Raw genomic sequence first — 18,126 nt, forward strand, 5'->3', positions numbered from 1 at the left:
CCGTTCCCATGCCGAACACGGAAGTTAAGCACTTGAACGCCGAAAGTAGTTGGGGGCTTCCCCCTGTGAGGATAGGACGTTGCCAGGCAAACGGTGGTTCTGGAGCATGCGCTCAAGGGCCGCCGCTTTTTTGTGTCTTTTTGTAGAAAGACATGTATCCATTTTAATGAAGGGACTGAACAGGGATATGGCGAAAAAAACGAAACTACGCGTAGCCGTCGAAGAGAACGAGACGATTGGTGCCTGTTTGGATCGTATCGATGCCATGGGATACCGCCCGACGGTCCGACGAGAAGAACCGATCTTTGGATTAGACGCTAATGGCGAACCGTATCCAATTCGTCAGCAAATCGTCTTCGATTGCAAAGTGAAAGAGAACGAATAACTGCCTAGAGCATCCTCCGAATCATGTGGAGGGTGCTTTTTTTAGTGCTTGATTCCATGTGATGCCTTTCAAGAAAATAAACTCCGAATGGACACTAGATGAAATCAGAAAAACTACTTTTAAAACCGAACGATAAATTTTCAGACAATTAAATTGTTCGCCTTTGGTTGACGCCTTGGGATGGACTTGTTAAGATGAAGTCGTGACAGGATGATTGAATATAAACACCTCGTATAATAGCAGGGATATGGCTTGCAAGTTTCTACCCAACGACCCTAAATCGTTGGACTATGGGGTATATGGATGTTCGTCGATATTTCTTTGGCGTACCTTTTTATACCCTAAGCCACCCTTTTAGCCGTGGTTTGGGCTTTTTTTATGCACAAAGGAGGAAACAGCGATGGGAAATGCAGAAGTCGGCGTCATCATGGGAAGTCAATCGGATTGGGAAACGATGAAACATACATGTGATGTGTTGGAGCAACTTGAGATTCCTTACGAAAAGAAAGTCGTTTCCGCACACCGGACACCGGATCTAATGTTTCGTTATGCTGAATCAGCACGTGAACGAGGACTGAAGGTCATCATTGCCGGTGCAGGCGGTGCTGCTCATCTACCGGGCATGGTAGCCGCTAAAACGACATTACCCGTCGTCGGTGTTCCTGTGAAAAGTAGAGCGCTCCAAGGAATTGATTCCTTGCTCTCGATCGTTCAAATGCCAGGTGGTGTACCGGTCGCAACGGTTGCCATCGGAGAAGCAGGCGCAAAAAACGCCGGATTGCTAGCTGCTCAAATTCTTTCGATTCAAGATGAACGACTTGCCCGCAAGCTCGATCATATGCGAGTCGAACTAGAAGGAGACGTCATTGCATCTGGAGGAAACCTGTTATGAAACGAATCGGGATACTAGGTGGCGGTCAACTTGGTCGGATGATGGCACTGTCCGCCCGTGAGATGGGCTTTGAGATTCTGACACTCGATCCAACGGACAACGCACCATGTGCGCAAGTGGCGGATCAACATATTAAAGCTCCCTTTACGGATGTCGAGGCAGCGAAACAGCTCGCAGCTGAATCAGATGTCGTCACCTACGAATTCGAGAACATCTCGACGGAAGTCGCTGAAGCGATCGGGACGAAACTGATTCACGGAACGGATCTCCTCTTTCAAACGCAACATCGGGTACGGGAAAAAGAGATGATTGAACGCATTGGACACTCTGTCGCTCCGTACTATCCGGTGACGCATCCTTCTGACTTAGAGGAAGCAAAACAGCGACTCGGGTTACCGTTCGTCTTGAAGACAGCACGATTCGGCTATGACGGAAAAGGACAGACCGTCATCCGGACGGAAGAACAGTTCCAAGCGGCAATCGAACGATTCGAACCGACAGAGTATGTTGCGGAGCAGTGGTTACCGTTTGATCAGGAAATTTCCGTCATCGTCACTCGAAGCGCAACAGAAACACGTGTCTTCCCAGTCAGTGAGAACATTCACCAAGAGAACATTTTGCATCTCTCGATTGTACCGGCACGCATTTCTGAATCGCTCGAACAAGAAGCAATTGCGCTCGCTGAATCGATTGCGGATGCCGTCGGGTTGATTGGTACACTGGCCATCGAGTTGTTTGTCGTTGGTTCTCGACTAATCGTCAATGAACTAGCACCCCGACCACACAATTCGGGTCACTATTCGATTGATGCTTGCGAAACATCCCAATTCGAGCAACATATCCGTGCCATCAGTGGTCTCCCACTCGGTGATACCCGTCTGACGACACCGGTCGTCATGGCGAACATCCTGGGTCAGTATGTCACAGCATTATACGAGGAACTACCGAGACTAAACGCTCGGACGAAAGTTCACTTATATGGAAAAGCAGAAGCCAAGACAGGACGCAAGATGGGCCATTTGAACATTCTTGCGGATACCGTCGACGATGCTTTGGCAGAAGTCGAACGCCTGTCGATATGGAAGGAGACAGTTCAATGATCGAACGGTATACACGTCCTGAGATGAAAGCAATCTGGACCGAACAAAACAAATTCGAGGCTTGGTTAAAAGTCGAGATTCTTGCATGTGAAGCATGGAGTGAACTAGGTGTCATCCCGAAAGAGGACGTCCAGTTGCTTTGGGACAATGCCTCATTTGATGTCAACCGCATCCTTGAAATCGAGCAAGAGACACGTCATGATGTCATCGCCTTCACGCGTGCCGTCTCTGAAACACTCGGAGAAGAACGCAAGTGGGTGCATTACGGACTCACGTCAACGGATGTCGTCGATACCGCACTCTCGTATCTGTTGAAGCAAGCAAACGACATTCTTGCTGCAGATCTCGATCGGTTCATCGAAATCTTAAAAATCAAAGCGAACGAACATAAATATACGGTCATGATGGGACGCACACATGGCGTACATGCAGAACCGACGACGTTCGGTCTGAAACTAGCGCTTTGGTATGAAGAGATGAAGCGGAATAAAGTTCGTTTCGAAGCAGCGCGTGAGACGGTCGAATACGGCAAGATGTCGGGTGCCGTCGGAACATTCGCGAACATCGATCCGTTCATTGAAAAGTATGTCTGCGAAAAGTTAGGGACAAAGCCCGCTCCGGTCTCAACGCAAACGTTACAACGTGATCGTCATGCACACTACATGTCGACGCTTGCTTTGATCGCGACATCGATCGAAAAGATGGCAACGGAAATCCGAGGTCTGCAAAAAACGGAAACACGTGAAGTCGAAGAATTCTTCGCTAAAGGTCAAAAAGGATCATCGGCGATGCCGCACAAGCGAAATCCGATCGGTTCAGAGAACATGACAGGTCTTGCTCGAGTCATCCGTGGACACATGGTGACGGCATACGAGAACGTCTCACTCTGGCACGAACGGGATATCTCGCATTCTTCGGCAGAACGTATCATTCTTCCGGATGCGACAGGACTACTCAACTATATGTTGAACCGTTTCGGAAACATCGTGAAGAACTTGACGGTCTTCCCGGACAACATGAAGCGGAACATGGACCAGACGTTCGGCGTCATCTTCTCTGGACATGTCTTACTCGCTTTAATCGAAAAAGGTTGGTCGCGTGAAGCAGCGTATGATTTCGTTCAACCGCGTGCGATGCAGGCGTGGGAAGAACAAATCATGTTCCGTGACTTATTGTGGCAAGAACAGGACATTCAACAGCTTTTCACAGAAGAAGAGCTCGATGCGTGTTTCGATCCGACGTATCATACGAGTCGTGTCGATGAAATCTTTGAACGGTGTGGCTTGAACTAATCAACCTGAGACGGGGCACTTGCCCCGTCTACATCTTAGGATCATGGGGGACGAAAGCGATGCAACCACTTTATGAAGGAAAAGCAAAACGATTGTACACGACGCAGGAGCAGGATGTGCTCCGGATCGTCTATAAAGACGAAGCCACGGCATTCAACGGCGAGAAAAAAGAAGTCTTTGCTGGAAAAGGCGAATTAAACAACCGATTGACGAGTCATTTCTTTGAAATCCTCGAACAAGCGGGCATTCCGACACATTTCATTGAACGTGTCTCGGAGCGCGAACAGCTCGTACGTCGTGTCACCATCATTCCACTCGAAGTCGTCGTCAGAAACGTCGTCGCGGGAAGCTTGAGTAAACGGCTCGGTATCGAAGAAGGTACGGTGCTCGAAACACCAATCGTTGAGTTCTACTATAAAGATGATACGTTAGGCGATCCACTCGTCACCTCATCACACATCAATTTACTGAAGATTGCGACTTCTGAAGAGTTGAAACAGTTGTCGGACAAGGCACTTCGCGTGAATGAAGTCTTGCAACCTTACTTCCGTCAAAACGGAATCACGTTGATTGATTTTAAATTGGAGTACGGCAAGACGGCAGACGGAACGATTCTACTAGCAGATGAGATTTCACCTGATACATGTCGCTTGTGGGATCAGGCGACAGGAGAACATCTCGATAAAGATGTCTTCCGTCGCAATATCGGTTCACTGACAGAGACTTACCAAACACTATTCAATCGCCTAGGGGGAAACACACAATGAAAAAAGTCATCGTATCGATCGCATTACGGGAAAGCATTTTAGATCCACAAGGAGTTGCTGTAAAAGGCGGATTGCAACAGCTTGGTTTTACGGGTGTCGAGAGTGTCCGAATCGGAAAACAGATTGAACTGCTCGTTGAGACGGAAACGACAGAAGCGATGATTCATGAGATGTGTCAAAAACTACTCGTCAACACGGTGATGGAAGATTACCAGATTACGATCGAAGAGGTGACGCCAGCATGAAGTTCGCGGTCATCGTCTTTCCGGGATCGAACTGTGATTTAGATATGTACCATGCGGTCAAGGATGCTCTCGGAGAAGAAGCGGAATATGTCTTCCATACCGAAACATCACTTGAAGGCTACGACGGCGTCCTGTTACCGGGCGGATTCTCCTACGGTGATTACCTTCGTTGCGGCGCGATCGCGCGCTTCTCACCGATCATGGAAGAAGTCAAACGTTTTGCGGCAGAAGGGAAAACGGTCCTCGGGGTATGTAACGGATTCCAGATCCTTGTCGAAGCGGGACTCTTACCAGGTGTCTTGCACCGAAACAACGGCTTGAAGTTCATGTGCCGGACGGTTGAACTAAAGGTTGAGAATACAAAGACACGTTTTACATCGGATTACCTGCCAGGCGAGACGATTTCGATTCCGATCGCGCATGGTGAAGGAAACTACTACTGCGACGATGCGACTTACGCGATGCTGCAAACGAACGGACAAATCGCCTTCACATATGTCGACAATCCGAACGGCTCGCGCGGCGATATCGCCGGAATCACGAACAAAGCCGGCAACGTTCTTGGGATGATGCCACACCCGGAACGAGCGGTCGAACTCTTGACCGGCGGAACAGATGGACTAAAACTCTTTACTTCACTCGTCAAACAGGGGGCACACCATGCTAAAACAACAGTCTGAACCAACACCAGAATTGATTCAAGAGCAACGCGTCTATGCCACGATGGGCTTGAGTGATACAGAATACCAGATGGTTGTCGATTTACTCGGACGCCAACCGAACTATACGGAAACAGGATTGTTCTCAGTCATGTGGTCCGAGCATTGTTCATACAAGACATCTAAACCCGTCCTCCGTCAATTCCCGACGACTGGACCACGTGTCTTACAAGGACCAGGGGAAGGTGCAGGTGTCGTTGATATCGGCGATGAGCAGGCAGTCGTCTTTAAGATCGAAAGCCACAACCATCCATCCGCTGTTGAACCGTATCAAGGGGCTGCGACAGGCGTCGGCGGAATCATTCGTGACATCTTCTCGATGGGCGCACGACCGGTCGCACTCATGAACTCGCTCCGTTTCGGTCATCTCGGTACACCACGTGTCAATCAACTGTTCGAACAAGTCGTCGCTGGGATCGCGGGTTATGGCAACTGTGTCGGGATCCCAACGATCGGTGGCGAAATCGGATTTGATCGCTCGTATGAAGGCAATCCACTCGTCAACGCGATGTGTATCGGTTTAATCAACCATGCGGATATTCAAAAAGGTCAGGCAAAAGGTGTCGGCAACTCAGTCATGTACGTCGGTGCAGCTACTGGACGCGACGGAATTCATGGTGCGACGTTTGCCTCGGAGGATCTCGGAGAGGATACGGAAGCAAAACGTCCGGCTGTTCAAGTCGGTGATCCATTCATGGAGAAGCTATTGATTGAAGCTTGTCTTGAAATCGTCGGGCACCCGGCACTGGTCGGAATGCAGGACATGGGTGCTGCTGGACTGACATCGTCTTCAGCAGAGATGGCTTCAAAAGCCGGTATGGGCATCGAGATGCACCTCGATGACGTTCCGCAACGAGAAACAGGGATGACTGCCTACGAAATGATGCTCTCGGAATCACAGGAGCGGATGTTACTCGTCGTCAAGCGTGGTCGCGAAGCAGAGATCGAAGCAATCGTCAGCAAATGGGGACTCCATGCCGTTCACGTTGGAGAAGTCATTGAAGAGAAAGTCTTACGTTTGATCCATCACGGGGATATCGTCGCAGAAGTTCCGGTCGACGCGTTAGCGGAAGAAGCACCAGTCTATGAAAAACCATCTCGCGTCCCTGCGTATTATGAAGAATTCCAAGCGATGGAAGAGACGCTTCCAGTCGTTGAAGACGTCGTTGAGACATGGCGGGCGCTACTACGTCAGCCGACGATCGCTTCAAAACGTTGGGTCTACGATCAGTACGATCATATGGTCCAGACATCGACCGTCGTCGCACCAGGATCAGACGCAGCCGTCATTCGTGTCCGCGGCACGAACAAAGCGCTCGCGATGACGACCGACTGTAACAGCCGCTTCGTCTACTTGGATCCATATGTCGGTGGACAGATTGCGGTTGCAGAAGCAGCCCGTAATATCGTCGCGAGTGGGGCGACACCACTCGCCATCACGGATTGCCTGAACTTCGGAAATCCGGATAAACCAGAAGGCTTCTGGCAGTTGCAGCAAGCAACAGCCGGTATGGCCGAAGCATGTCGTGTCCTTGAGACACCTGTCATCGGTGGAAACGTCTCACTCTACAACGAGTCAGCCGGTCAAGCGGTTCACCCGACACCGGTCGTCGGAATGGTTGGCTTACACGAGCAAACCGAATGGATCACAACGCAACACGTCAAACAAGCTGGTGACCAGATCTATCTATTAGGAGAAACAACAGACGAGTTTGGTGGCAGTGAGCTTCAATATATGCAATTCGGTAAATCATTCGGTCGCGCACCACAGATTGATTTAGCCGTCGAACACGCACGCTTACAATTGTTACAGCAGGCAGTACAAGCAGGTGAAGTCAATGCGATGCATGATGTGTCAGAAGGTGGTCTCGCCATCGCTCTCGCTGAGATGACGTTTGGAACGGATCTCGGGTTGACGGTTCAGTTCAACGGACCAACGTTACACCTGTTCAGTGAATCGCAATCACGCTTCGTCGTCACGGTGCCACAAGCGCACGTCACAGCATTCGAACAACGGACTGGTGCTCAAGCGATCGGTGTCGTCACGAACGATGAGCTTCTCGTCATCGAAACGGTAGAGACACGGATCGAAGCAGACCGTTCGACCTTACAGGAAGACTGGGAAGGAGCAATCGCGTGTTATATGACATCAAAGGACTAAATGAGGAGTGTGGCGTCTTCGGGATCTTCGGACAACCGAATGCAGCGCAACTCGCCTATTACGGCTTGCACAGTTTGCAACACCGGGGACAGGAAGGGGCAGGCATCGTCACGAGTGACGGTGACGACCTCTTCCCGCACCGCGGGCAAGGACTCGTAACGGAAGTCTTTTCGGAAGAGACACTGACGAATCTGAAAGGACATCACGCGATCGGACATGTCCGGTATTCGACAGCAGGTGGAAACACGCTTGAGAATACTCAACCGCTGCATTTCAAATCGCGGACGGGAGATCTCGCCCTCGCACATAACGGAAACCTCGTCAACGCCGATTCACTGAAGCACCTGTTAGAAGCAGAAGGTGCCATCTTTCAGACGACGAGTGATACGGAAGTCGTCGCCCATCTCGTCAAACGCAGTAAGCTCGACACACTCGAAGACCGGATTGCTGACAGTCTCGCGCGTCTCGTCGGGGCGTTCGCCTTCCTTTTCTTAACGGAAGACACGTTATTCGTGGCAGTTGATCCACACGGACTGCGTCCATTGTCACTCGGGAAGACACCAGACGGCGGCATCGTATTCGCGTCAGAAACATGTGCCTTTGATATCGTCGGCGCGGAGTTCATTCGTGATATTGAGCCAGGGGAGCTCGTAACGATCACAGAACACGGTATGTCGTCTCGTCAATACATGGAACCACGTGAACGGGCGATGTGTTCGATGGAATACATCTACTTCTCACGTCCGGATTCAATCATTGATGGCGTCAACGTCCATACGGCCCGCAAAGCACTCGGGAAAAAGATGTATGAAGAAGCACCGATCGAAGCAGACGTCGTTACCGGAGTGCCGGATTCAAGTATTTCGGCAGCGATCGGTTACGCGGAAGCGAGTGGGATTCCATATGAAATGGGATTGATCAAGAACCGGTATGTCGGACGGACGTTCATCCAGCCGTCACAAGAGTTACGGGAACGTGGGGTCAAAATGAAGTTGTCCGCGCTACGTGGCGTCGTGCAAGGAAAGCGTGTCATCATGGTCGATGATTCAATCGTCCGGGGAACGACGAGTCGCCGGATCGTCGGTTTATTACGTGAAGCCGGTGCGACGGAAGTGCACGTCCGCATCACGGCACCACCAATTACGAATCCATGTTATTACGGGATTGATACTTCATCGAAGGAAGAACTGATCTCTGCTCGGTTGATGCCGGAAGAAATCCGTCAGGAAATCGGTGCGGATTCACTTGAATTCTTGACTGTACCGGGCATGGTCGATGCCATCGATCGCCCGTTCGATGGACCGTTAAAAGGACAATGTACCGCTTGCTTCACAGGAGAGTATCCGACACCGCTCGGTTCGCTCGAGTTAGAAGCTAAACTTTGATAGATGGGGGAAGAACATGAGCAAACATTACGAAGCAGCAGGTGTGAGTCTGACAGCAGGATATGAGTCAGTCACCCGAATGAAAAAACACGTCGCCCGTTCGATGCGCAAAGAAGTATTGACGGGACTCGGTAGCTTTGGTGCGATGTTCGACCTCAGCCAATTGCAGTTGAAAGAACCGGTCCTTGTCAGTGGGACAGACGGTGTCGGTACGAAGCTCAAGCTCGCCTTCGCACTGGAACAACACGATACGATTGGGATCGACTGTGTCGCGATGTGTGTGAACGATATCATCGTCCAAGGCGCGGAACCACTTTATTTCCTTGACTACATCGCGCTCGGTCAGGCAATTCCGGCGAAGATCGAACGGATCGTCGCAGGTGTCGCAGAAGGTTGCGTCCAGGCGGGATGTACGTTAATCGGCGGCGAAACAGCGGAAATGCCAGGGATGTATGCGGACGGCGAATATGATATCGCCGGGTTCGCTGTAGGTGCCGTCGAGAAACAAAAATTGATCACAGGTGATAACGTCGCAGCGGGAGATGTTATTCTCGGTCTCGCTTCGTCCGGCGTCCATTCAAATGGGTTCTCACTTGTTCGTAAAATCGTCGCCGACAGTGGCCTCCGATACGAAGATGAAGTCATGATGCTCGGTCATACGCTCGGAAATGCGCTCCTCATGCCAACACGTATCTATGTCGAAGCGGTCAAAGCAGCCCTTGAGACGGAAAAGATCCAAGCGATGGTTCATATTACGGGTGGGGGATTCTACGAGAACGTACCACGCGTCTTGCCAGAAGGGCTCGGCGCATCGTTCGACCCGAAAAAGTGGCCGACGTTACCAGTCTTCGACTGGCTCGAGCAAGCGGGTGACCTTCCACGACATGACATGTATAATGTCTTCAACATGGGGATTGGTTTCATGTTGATCGTCAAACCAGAAGATGTCGCGGAAGTAACAGCACGCCTCGCTCGTGAAAATGAGACGGCGTACGTGATTGGTCACGTGACCGATCAAGAAGGTGTTCGAATTCAAGGAGTCGACGCATGAAGATTGCCTGTTTTGCATCAGGAAGCGGTAGTAATGTCGAAGCACTTTTTGAAGCAATCGAGGCAGGAACGTTACATGCCTCGATTGAACTGATCGTCTGCGATCAACCGGACGCAGCAGTCATTGAACGGGCGAAACGACGCGGATGTGACGTCTTCGTCTTTCGGGCGAAGGACTATCCGGATAAACCGAGTTTTGAGCGGGAAATCATTGCCCGTCTTGAAGCAAAAGGCGTTGAACGGATCATTCTCGCCGGCTATATGCGATTGATCGGGGAAGAGTTGCTCGGACGATACGCAGGGCGGATCGTCAACATCCACCCGTCGCTACTTCCGGCCTTCCCGGGAAAAGATGCGATCGGTCAAGCATTTCGTGGCGGAGTTAAAATCACAGGTGTTACAATTCATATAGTCGATGAAGGCATGGACACAGGACCGATCATGGCCCAAGAATCCGTCCGGATTACAGAAGAGATGACGCGTGAAACATTGCAACAAGCGATTCAGCGTGTCGAACATAGACTGTATCCGCAAGTCATCGAAGAGTGGATGAAAGAGGAGGCAAACGTATGAGAGCGTTAATTAGTGTGTCGGATAAAACAGGAATCGTCGAATTAGGACGAGCGTTCCATGAAGCAGGTATCGAGCTCGTCTCGACAGGCGGAACACATCAAGCATTAGAGGAAGCTGGGCTTCCGGTCATTGGTATCAGTGAAGTCACACAATTCCCAGAAATGCTCGATGGGCGTGTCAAGACGCTCCATCCAATGGTTCATGGTGGATTACTCGGTCGTCGTGATCTTGAATCCCATCGTGAGCAGATGGCTGCGCAACAGATTCAACCGATTGATTTCGTCGTCGTCAATCTGTATCCGTTCAAGCAGACGGTCTTACAAGAAGACGTCGCCTATGCCGATGCGATCGAGAACATCGATATCGGTGGACCAAGCATGTTGCGTTCAGCAGCGAAAAACCACGCAGCTGTCACGGTCGTCGTCGACCCAGTTGATTACGAAACGGTCGTTGCTGAGATTCGTGAAGGCGGTACGACGTTTGAGACACGTCAACGTCTTGCGGCGAAAGCCTTCCGGCATACAGCGGCGTACGATGCGTTGATCGCGGATTATTTCTTGACGCAAACAGGTGAGAAGTTCCCCGATCAGTTGACGATCACGCTTGAGAAAGTCCAAGATCTCCGTTACGGAGAAAATCCACACCAAGAAGCAGCCTTCTATAAAACACCGATTTACCGTGGAGCATCTCTCGCTTCAGCGAAACAGTTGCACGGTAAAGAGTTGTCGTATAACAACATTCAAGATGCGAACGCTGCACTTGAAATTCTCGACGAGTTCCGCGAAGCAGCAGCTGTCGTCGTCAAACACATGAACCCATGTGGTGTTGCCGTCGGTCCAACGATCGGAGAGGCATTCCGCCGCGCTCATGCAGCCGATCCAGTGTCGATTTTCGGTGGCATCGTCGCCTTGAACCGTGAAGTTGACCTAGAGACAGCAGAACAATTGAGCGGTATCTTCCTTGAGATCATCATCGCTCCATCCTTCACAGAAGAAGCATTCGCCTTGTTGTCAGCGAAAAAGAACATCCGTCTGCTTGAACTCGACGTCAAGCGTGTCCAAGCGATCCGTTATACGGCAGTCGCTGGCGGCATGCTCGTCCAAGACAGTGACGATGAGACGCTTGATGATGCAGCAGCACGTGTCGTGACAGACCGCAAACCGACAGCAGCGGAATGGGAGGACTTGAAACTCGCATGGCGCGCCGTCAAACACGTCAAGTCGAATGCCATCGTTCTCGCGAAGGACGAAGTGACGGTCGGTGTTGGTGCAGGACAGATGAACCGTGTTGGTTCAGCGAACATCGCGATTACGCAAGCCGGAGAAAAAGCAGTTGGCGCGTCCCTTGCTTCCGATGCTTTCTTCCCAATGGGTGATACGGTCGAAGCGGCAGCAGCAGCTGGCATTACAGCAATTATTCAACCAGGCGGCTCGATTCGTGACCAAGAGTCGATCGATGCGTGTAACAAACATGGCATTACGATGGTCTTTACGAACGTTCGACATTTCAAACACTAAGTGGAGGCGATTTGAATGAAGGTATTGGTGATTGGTAAAGGAGGGCGTGAACACGCGCTCGTCTGGAAGCTGGCACAGGATGAACGGATCGAGACCGTGTATGCTGCGCCTGGGAATGCCGGGATGACACAAGCCACATGTGTTCCGATCGCCGAAGATGCTATCGATGAACTCGTGGCGTTCGCACAAGACGAACAGATCGATTGGACGATTGTCGGACCAGAAGGACCACTTGTTCTCGGAGTCGTTAACGCCTTTCAGGCAGCGGGACTGCAAATCTTCGGACCAACACGGGAAGCGGCAGCGATCGAAGGAAGTAAGCAGTTCGCGAAAGAATTGATGGAGCGTGCCGGTATTCCGACCGCTGCTCACGCCGTCTTTACTTCAGCAGCAGATGCAGAGGCGTATGTTCGCAAAGCGGGTGCACCGATCGTCATCAAAGCCGATGGACTTGCTGCCGGAAAAGGAGTCACGGTCGCAGAAACCGTGGACCAGGCGCTTGTTGCAATCCACGATACGTTTGCCGGAGAATACGGTCAACAAAGCCGCGTCGTCATCGAAGAATGCCTGATCGGGGAAGAGTGTTCGTTGATGGCATTCGTGCACGAAGAGACGGTCATCCCGATGGTATTGTCGCAAGATCATAAACGGGCGTTTGACGGTGACTTAGGTCCGAACACAGGAGGCATGGGCGCGTATTCTCCGCTTCCTCAGTGGGACGAAGCAGCGTTGACGACAGAAGCTGTTGATCGCATCATTCAGCCGCTCGTCGATCAGATGGCAAGCGAAGGAATTCCGTTCACCGGCTTCCTCTATGCCGGTCTGATGCTGACGAAACAAGGACCATTCGTCATCGAGTTCAATGCCCGGTTCGGTGATCCGGAAACAGAGGTCATTCTTCCGCGCTTAGAGACGCCGTTGCTTGATGTCATCATGCCGCTGATGGACGGACAGATACCAGAAGTCGTTTGGACGGATCAAGCAGCTGTCGGTGTCGTCGTCGCAGCAGAAGGATATCCGGAAGCGCCAAAAACGGGACAAGCGATTCCACTTGATCAGATCGGGAACGGTCTTCTCGTCTTTCATGCCGGCACGGCAGAACGAGACGATCAACTTGTCTCAGCTGGTGGACGTGTCCTCGTATGTGTCAGCCGTGCCGAGACGATCGAGCAGGCTGTCGAACAGGTCTATGCGAACTTACCAGACGTGACGGATCAACCATTCTTTTACCGAACTGATATCGCTCAAAAAGCCTTTCGTGCCTCGCATGAATCATGATATCTGAACCAGACGTGCTCGAAGGAGCCTCGTCTGGTTTTTTGTTTCTTGGCGAAGTGCACGAAAAGATTTGTCTTCCATGGCGAATTTGTGTTATTTTGACCAAATGAATCCGGAACGGGGCAAAACTTCTTGAAACTTACTTAGCAACATTTTAGTATAAGAACTATAAGAAAGCGTTTTCAATAAAACAAAGGAGGTCGAGCTTTCGTGAAAAAAAATTGTGGAAGATCCCCTTGGACGAAATCTGAAGTACGAACACACCAAGCGGTCATCAGCGGAAAGCTTGCACCGACACTTGTCATACAGAATGCCACTTACCTGAATCATGGTGTCAAAGCATGGCGGACGGCGAATATCTGGATTAGTGGCGACCGGATCGTCTATGTCGGTCCAGAGATGCCGGAACAAGCCGATGCGTACCATGATGCGACAGGTCAATATATCGTACCCGGTTACATTGAACCCCATGCCCATCCGTTCCAACTTTACAATCCAGCGAGTCTTGCAAAATTCGCAGCAGAGCGGGGAACATCGACGCTCGTCAACGACAATATGTTGTTATTATTAGAGCCGACGGAGCAAGCGTTTGCTCAAGTCGAGGCGCTAGCAGACTTACCGACCTCGATGTACTGGTGGGCACGACTCGACGCACAAACCGAGCTTGATGCCGACAGTATATCGATCGATAATCGCCGGATTCAAGCGTGGCTCAAGCATCCACAAGTCATCCAAGCAGGTGAGTTGACGGGATGGCCACGTCTCTCGCAAGGGGACGATGAATTGCTCCATTGGATGCAGGATGCGATCAAACTCGGAAAACCGATCGAAGGTCATTTCCCTGGTGCTTCAGCGAAGACGCTGACGAAGATGGCGCTGTATGGCGTGACGAGCGATCACGAAGCGATGACGGTCGAAGAAGCGATGACACGTCTTGAACTTGGCTACACGACGACAATTCGTTATTCATCGATTCGTCCAGATCTACCGGATATCTTTAAAGGTCTCGTCGAAGCAGGGTTGACGCAGTTCGATAAGGTACTCGTGACGACAGATGGTTCAACGCCGTCCTTTTATAAGGCAGGCATGATGGATGAGACGATCCGATTGATGCTCGAGGCAGGCATCCCGGTCGAAGAAGCGTACCGGATCGCGTCGTACAATGCAGCGCGTCATTTTAATCTCGATCATCTACTCGGGAGTATCGCACCAGGACGAATCGCGCATCTCAATTTCCTTGAGGCAAAAGATGCACCGACACCTGTCGCCGTACTTGCGCGCGGCACATGGGTCCGTCAAGCCGACATCCCCTGTTACCCGGCAGAAGCGCTCGATGCTGTCTATGCGCTCATGCCACGCTCGGAAGTCCAGGTTTCCTTAACGGAACAGGATTTTTCGTTTAGCATGCCGGTTGGTCTTGAGATGGTCAATTCCGTCATCATGAAGCTCTATCAAGTCGAACACGATACAAGTGTGCCTGTGCTACCGGCAGGATGTGATGAATCCTTCCTGATGTTACTCGACCGGGAAGGGAAGTGGCGACTGAATACCGTTCTGAAAAACTTTGCGACACAAGTCGGTGGTCTCGTCAGTTCGTACTCGATTAGCGGTGATATCTTGATGATCGGTAAATCGAAACGAGACATGCAAGTCGCGTTTGATCGAATGAAAGCGTTCGGCGGCGGAATCGTTCTCGTCGAGGACGGAGAAGTCATCGCTGAAGTTCCGTTGACCTTGATGGGGCAGACGTCCGACTTGCCACTCGAAGATTTGATCGTTCAGGAAACCGCTCTACGGGAAGCATTGTTCGAACGCGGTTATGCGTTTGAAGATCCTGTCTATACGTTGCTATTCCTAGCGTCCACTCACTTGCCATATGTGCGGATCACACCGCAGGGAATATACGAAGTCCTTCGGAAAAAAGTCCTTTTCCCAGCGATTTTGCGATGATGCTTGAATTTTAAAACGTCGCGCTTTAAACTATTAAAGAGCAATTGAATGGGAAAGGGAGTCACAAGATGCAACTCGATAAATTGCGTGGAAAAGAATTGGATCAGTTATTTACAGCCATCATGAAGATGGATTCATTAGAAGATTGTTATACGTTGTTCGAAGACTTAGCGACCGTCAACGAAATCCAGGCGCTCGCCCAACGTCTTGAAGTCGCACGTCAATTACGTGAAGGCAATACGTATCACAAAATCGAAAAGGCGACCGGTGCTTCAACAGCAACGATCTCGCGTGTCAAACGTTGCTTGAACTACGGTTCGGGCGGTTATGATCTGGCGCTTGCCCGCCTAGGTCTTATCGAGCAAGAAGTAGCGGATAACTAATGTTATCCGCTACTTCTATGAAGGGGGGCGTGTCATATTGGATTTTGCGTTACAACATAAAATTCAGCATTTCATTCGAAGGCTGACGCCCATCCAGTCGCTCGTCATCATCTATTTCGTTGCAGTCATCATCGGAATCATCATGCTCGGTCTGCCGTGGTCGACCAAGGGAGACTACAACTGGGATTTCACGGACCTCGTCTTCATGGCGGTCAGTTGTGTCAGTGTCACTGGTTTGACGACGGTCTCGGTCTCAGAAACCTTCACGACGTTCGGCTACTTCATGATCATGATTTTAGTGCAAGTCAGCGGAATCGGTTTGATGTCGCTTCATATCGCGATGTGGGTCATTCTCGGAAAACGAATCGGCTTTCGGGAACGCCAACTCGTCGTCCGAGATCAGAACCAGACGACGATGCAAGGGGTCGTCAAATACATTCGGGAAGTCATCTTGATCATCGTCTCGATTGAATTGATCGGGGCATTGATTCTCGGGCTGTACTATACGAAATATTTTCCGACACTAGGTGAAGCGATGCTCCAAGGACTGTTCGGATCGGTCAGTGCGACGACGAATGCTGGTTTTGATATCACGGGTGAATCGTTACTACCGTTTCGTGGTGATTTGTTCGTCGTCTTCATGCAAATTTTGTTACTGACACTTGGGGCGATCGGCTTTCCGGTACTCGTCGAAGTCCGGCGCTACATCTCGTACCGGGCGACACGCCAAGCGACACGTCAACCGTATCATTTTTCACTGTTTACAAAATTAACGGCGTCAACGTTCTTCATTCTCGTCCTATTCGGAACGGTAGCATTGCTGCTATTTGAATGGAACCAATCCTTTAAAGGTTTACCGATCGATGAGAAGCTCGTCGACGCCTTGTTCCAATCCGTCACGACCCGAAACGGGGGATTGACGACGGTCGACATCACCTCCTTCTCACAAGCGTCGATTTTCGTCCTGTCGCTCTTGATGTTCATCGGGGCGTCACCGTCTTCCGTTGGTGGGGGGATTCGAACGACGACGTTCGCGGTCGCCGTCTTGAGTGTCATCGCCTTCATCCGAGGCGAATACGGCATCAAAATCTTTGGTCGTGAGATTGGTCAGTCGGACATCTGGAAAGCCTTCGTCGTCATCGTCGTCTCGACTGGTGTGACGATGGTCGGATTGATCGTCTTATTGCTTGTCGAAGATGCCCCGTTCCTCGTGCTGTTTTTTGAAGCCTGTTCAGCGTTCGGAACGACCGGTCTATCGCTCGGCATCACGGATCAATTATCGGATATCGGAAAATGGACGTTGTCTGTGCTGATGTTCATCGGTCGAATCGGTGTCATCTCGTTCGTTCTTCTCTTGAAAGCGAACCAACCGAAACGTAACTACAACTATCCGAAGGAATCCGTCATCATCGGATAAGGAGGCTCTTTTATGAAACGTGCCTTTTGGATCAACTTCGCCTATATCTTTGCTGTTCCTGTCTTACCGTTTTTGGCGCTCGTAAACGGTCGAGCACTCTGTTCACCGGATTCACCGTTACTGGACGTCCCGGTACTCGGCTTCTTTTTGGCAGAAACGTGGGCGTTCGTGCCGGTATATGCTGTCTTTGCGTTGTTACTGGCGTCACTCTTGACGAAACGACGGACACACGTCTGACCATCTCGCCCTGCGCGAGATGGTTTTTTGTTTTATACTGAATGTGGAATGAGAAAGAGAGGATGGGACGAACCGTGTTATTACCTTTTAATGAATGGCGACATGTCTTTAAACTAGATCCAGCAAAACCAATTGATGATGCTAGCCTGCAGGCGATTGCGACGTCCGGAACGGATGCGATTCTTGTCGGTGGAACAGATGACATCACACTCGATGCGACGCTTGATCTCTTGATGCGTTTGCGCCGGTATCCAGTCGCAGTGGCACTCGAGATTTCTGAACTCGAAGCCGCAACGATGGGATTTGATACGTATCTGACACCGACAGTCCTGAATGCGGGAACATTAGAGTACGTCGTTGAAAAACAAGTCGAGGCGTTAGAACAAGTCGGTCATATGCTGGCGCACGCTGATCTTGTCGGGGAAGGGTATATCGTCCTGAATCCTGATGCGAAGGTCGCGCGTGTGACACAAGCAAAACCGCTAACATTAGATGAGACCGTCGCTTATGCGCAGTTAGCGGATAGCGTCTTCCGTCTACCGGTCGTGTATCTCGAATACAGCGGCATTTACGGAGAACCGGAACGAGTAGCAGCCGTTCGCGATGTCTTGAAACAGGCACGCCTGTTTTACGGTGGAGGAATCGATTCCGAGGAGCGAGCGCGTGAGATGCTGCAGTATGCGGATACGATCGTCGTCGGGAACGTCATTTATGAGGATTTAAAAGCAGCGCTTGCGACTGTCGCAGCGACACGATAAAATATAGGAACAAAAGT

General features: G+C 50.8%; 18 protein-coding genes, 1 rRNA gene and 1 riboswitch. All 19 genes read left to right on the top strand.

Annotated features, from left to right (window positions below; all coding sequences use genetic code 11):
- Positions 1–88, top strand: a 5S ribosomal RNA gene (gene rrf, locus KNQ11_RS14500); the annotation flags it as partial.
- A 99-nt stretch (positions 89–187) separates the two neighbouring features.
- Entirely contained in the window at positions 188–385 is a 198-nt protein-coding gene (locus KNQ11_RS14505) for an NETI motif-containing protein (RefSeq protein ID WP_023467064.1), read from the top strand.
- A gap of 209 nt (positions 386–594) precedes the next feature.
- Positions 595–696: riboswitch (purine riboswitch) on the top strand.
- 89 nt (positions 697–785) lie between these two features.
- Positions 786–1,277, top strand: a complete 492-nt coding sequence (gene purE, locus KNQ11_RS14510) for a 5-(carboxyamino)imidazole ribonucleotide mutase (RefSeq protein WP_050678980.1) — start codon at positions 786–788, stop codon at positions 1,275–1,277.
- The gene (gene purK, locus KNQ11_RS14515) at positions 1,274–2,377 is read left to right on the top strand and encodes a 5-(carboxyamino)imidazole ribonucleotide synthase (protein WP_214772409.1); all 1,104 of its coding nucleotides are present in this window, start codon (positions 1,274–1,276) and stop codon (positions 2,375–2,377) included. The genes purE and purK overlap by 4 nt, the downstream gene beginning before the upstream one ends.
- On the top strand, positions 2,374–3,669 hold the full coding sequence (gene purB / locus KNQ11_RS14520) for an adenylosuccinate lyase (protein WP_214772411.1): 1,296 nt from the start codon (positions 2,374–2,376) through the stop codon (positions 3,667–3,669). Before purK ends, purB begins: the two co-directional genes overlap by 4 nt.
- 59 nt (positions 3,670–3,728) lie before the next feature.
- On the top strand, positions 3,729–4,436 hold the full coding sequence (gene purC / locus KNQ11_RS14525; RefSeq protein WP_058704942.1) for a phosphoribosylaminoimidazolesuccinocarboxamide synthase: 708 nt from the start codon (positions 3,729–3,731) through the stop codon (positions 4,434–4,436).
- Positions 4,433–4,681, top strand: coding sequence for a phosphoribosylformylglycinamidine synthase subunit PurS (gene purS / locus KNQ11_RS14530; RefSeq protein WP_023467069.1), 249 nt, complete (start codon positions 4,433–4,435; stop codon positions 4,679–4,681). The genes purC and purS overlap by 4 nt, the downstream gene beginning before the upstream one ends.
- On the top strand, positions 4,678–5,361 hold the full coding sequence (gene purQ / locus KNQ11_RS14535; RefSeq protein WP_050678983.1) for a phosphoribosylformylglycinamidine synthase subunit PurQ: 684 nt from the start codon (positions 4,678–4,680) through the stop codon (positions 5,359–5,361). Before purS ends, purQ begins: the two co-directional genes overlap by 4 nt.
- Entirely contained in the window at positions 5,342–7,561 is a 2,220-nt protein-coding gene (purL, locus tag KNQ11_RS14540) for a phosphoribosylformylglycinamidine synthase subunit PurL (protein ID WP_214772413.1), read from the top strand. The genes purQ and purL overlap by 20 nt, the downstream gene beginning before the upstream one ends.
- Positions 7,537–8,946, top strand: coding sequence for an amidophosphoribosyltransferase (purF, locus tag KNQ11_RS14545; protein WP_214772414.1), 1,410 nt, complete (start codon positions 7,537–7,539; stop codon positions 8,944–8,946). The genes purL and purF overlap by 25 nt, the downstream gene beginning before the upstream one ends.
- A 16-nt stretch (positions 8,947–8,962) precedes the next feature.
- The gene (gene purM / locus KNQ11_RS14550; RefSeq protein ID WP_214772422.1) at positions 8,963–9,997 is read left to right on the top strand and encodes a phosphoribosylformylglycinamidine cyclo-ligase; all 1,035 of its coding nucleotides are present in this window, start codon (positions 8,963–8,965) and stop codon (positions 9,995–9,997) included.
- Positions 9,994–10,569: a phosphoribosylglycinamide formyltransferase gene (purN, locus tag KNQ11_RS14555; RefSeq protein ID WP_214772424.1), complete on the top strand. Its 576-nt coding sequence runs from the start codon at positions 9,994–9,996 to the stop codon at positions 10,567–10,569. The genes purM and purN overlap by 4 nt, the downstream gene beginning before the upstream one ends.
- Positions 10,566–12,086 (top strand): bifunctional phosphoribosylaminoimidazolecarboxamide formyltransferase/IMP cyclohydrolase, encoded by a 1,521-nt coding sequence (gene purH / locus KNQ11_RS14560; protein ID WP_214772426.1) that lies wholly within the window; start codon positions 10,566–10,568, stop codon positions 12,084–12,086. Before purN ends, purH begins: the two co-directional genes overlap by 4 nt.
- Positions 12,087–12,101: 15 nt before the next feature.
- Positions 12,102–13,364 carry a phosphoribosylamine--glycine ligase gene (gene purD, locus KNQ11_RS14565; RefSeq protein WP_214772428.1) on the top strand — a complete coding sequence of 421 codons (1,263 nt, stop codon included), beginning with the start codon at positions 12,102–12,104 and terminating at the stop codon, positions 13,362–13,364.
- Positions 13,365–13,574: 210 nt separating this feature from the next.
- Positions 13,575–15,314: an adenine deaminase C-terminal domain-containing protein gene (locus KNQ11_RS14570; RefSeq protein WP_064300875.1), complete on the top strand. Its 1,740-nt coding sequence runs from the start codon at positions 13,575–13,577 to the stop codon at positions 15,312–15,314.
- A gap of 68 nt (positions 15,315–15,382) precedes the next feature.
- Positions 15,383–15,697, top strand: a complete 315-nt coding sequence (locus KNQ11_RS14575; protein ID WP_023467078.1) for a YerC/YecD family TrpR-related protein — start codon at positions 15,383–15,385, stop codon at positions 15,695–15,697.
- 37 nt (positions 15,698–15,734) lie between these two features.
- A complete protein-coding gene (locus KNQ11_RS14580) occupies positions 15,735–17,114 on the top strand; it encodes a TrkH family potassium uptake protein (RefSeq protein ID WP_029340750.1) in 1,380 nt (459 codons plus the stop codon).
- Positions 17,115–17,126: 12 nt separating this feature from the next.
- The gene (locus KNQ11_RS14585; protein ID WP_214772430.1) at positions 17,127–17,351 is read left to right on the top strand and encodes a hypothetical protein; all 225 of its coding nucleotides are present in this window, start codon (positions 17,127–17,129) and stop codon (positions 17,349–17,351) included.
- A 62-nt stretch (positions 17,352–17,413) separates the two neighbouring features.
- Entirely contained in the window at positions 17,414–18,109 is a 696-nt protein-coding gene (gene pcrB / locus KNQ11_RS14590; protein ID WP_214772432.1) for a heptaprenylglyceryl phosphate synthase, read from the top strand.
- Positions 18,110–18,126 lie beyond the last annotated feature (17 nt).

The organism is Exiguobacterium sp. s39, assembly GCF_018618925.1.
GTDB lineage: Bacteria > Bacillota > Bacilli > Exiguobacteriales > Exiguobacteriaceae > Exiguobacterium_A > Exiguobacterium_A abrahamii.

Coding starts and splice junctions, on each gene's coding strand:
- purS (WP_023467069.1), top strand. CDS start 4,433: ATGAAAAAAGTCATCGTATCGATCGCATTACGGGAAAGCATTTTAGAT.
- purK (WP_214772409.1), top strand. CDS start 1,274: ATGAAACGAATCGGGATACTAGGTGGCGGTCAACTTGGTCGGATGATG.
- purH (WP_214772426.1), top strand. CDS start 10,566: ATGAGAGCGTTAATTAGTGTGTCGGATAAAACAGGAATCGTCGAATTA.
- pcrB (WP_214772432.1), top strand. CDS start 17,414: ATGGGACGAACCGTGTTATTACCTTTTAATGAATGGCGACATGTCTTT.
- purB (WP_214772411.1), top strand. CDS start 2,374: ATGATCGAACGGTATACACGTCCTGAGATGAAAGCAATCTGGACCGAA.
- purL (WP_214772413.1), top strand. CDS start 5,342: ATGCTAAAACAACAGTCTGAACCAACACCAGAATTGATTCAAGAGCAA.
- purE (WP_050678980.1), top strand. CDS start 786: ATGGGAAATGCAGAAGTCGGCGTCATCATGGGAAGTCAATCGGATTGG.
- purC (WP_058704942.1), top strand. CDS start 3,729: ATGCAACCACTTTATGAAGGAAAAGCAAAACGATTGTACACGACGCAG.
- KNQ11_RS14505 (WP_023467064.1), top strand. CDS start 188: ATGGCGAAAAAAACGAAACTACGCGTAGCCGTCGAAGAGAACGAGACG.
- purN (WP_214772424.1), top strand. CDS start 9,994: ATGAAGATTGCCTGTTTTGCATCAGGAAGCGGTAGTAATGTCGAAGCA.
- purQ (WP_050678983.1), top strand. CDS start 4,678: ATGAAGTTCGCGGTCATCGTCTTTCCGGGATCGAACTGTGATTTAGAT.
- purD (WP_214772428.1), top strand. CDS start 12,102: ATGAAGGTATTGGTGATTGGTAAAGGAGGGCGTGAACACGCGCTCGTC.
- purM (WP_214772422.1), top strand. CDS start 8,963: ATGAGCAAACATTACGAAGCAGCAGGTGTGAGTCTGACAGCAGGATAT.
- KNQ11_RS14585 (WP_214772430.1), top strand. CDS start 17,127: ATGAAACGTGCCTTTTGGATCAACTTCGCCTATATCTTTGCTGTTCCT.
- KNQ11_RS14575 (WP_023467078.1), top strand. CDS start 15,383: ATGCAACTCGATAAATTGCGTGGAAAAGAATTGGATCAGTTATTTACA.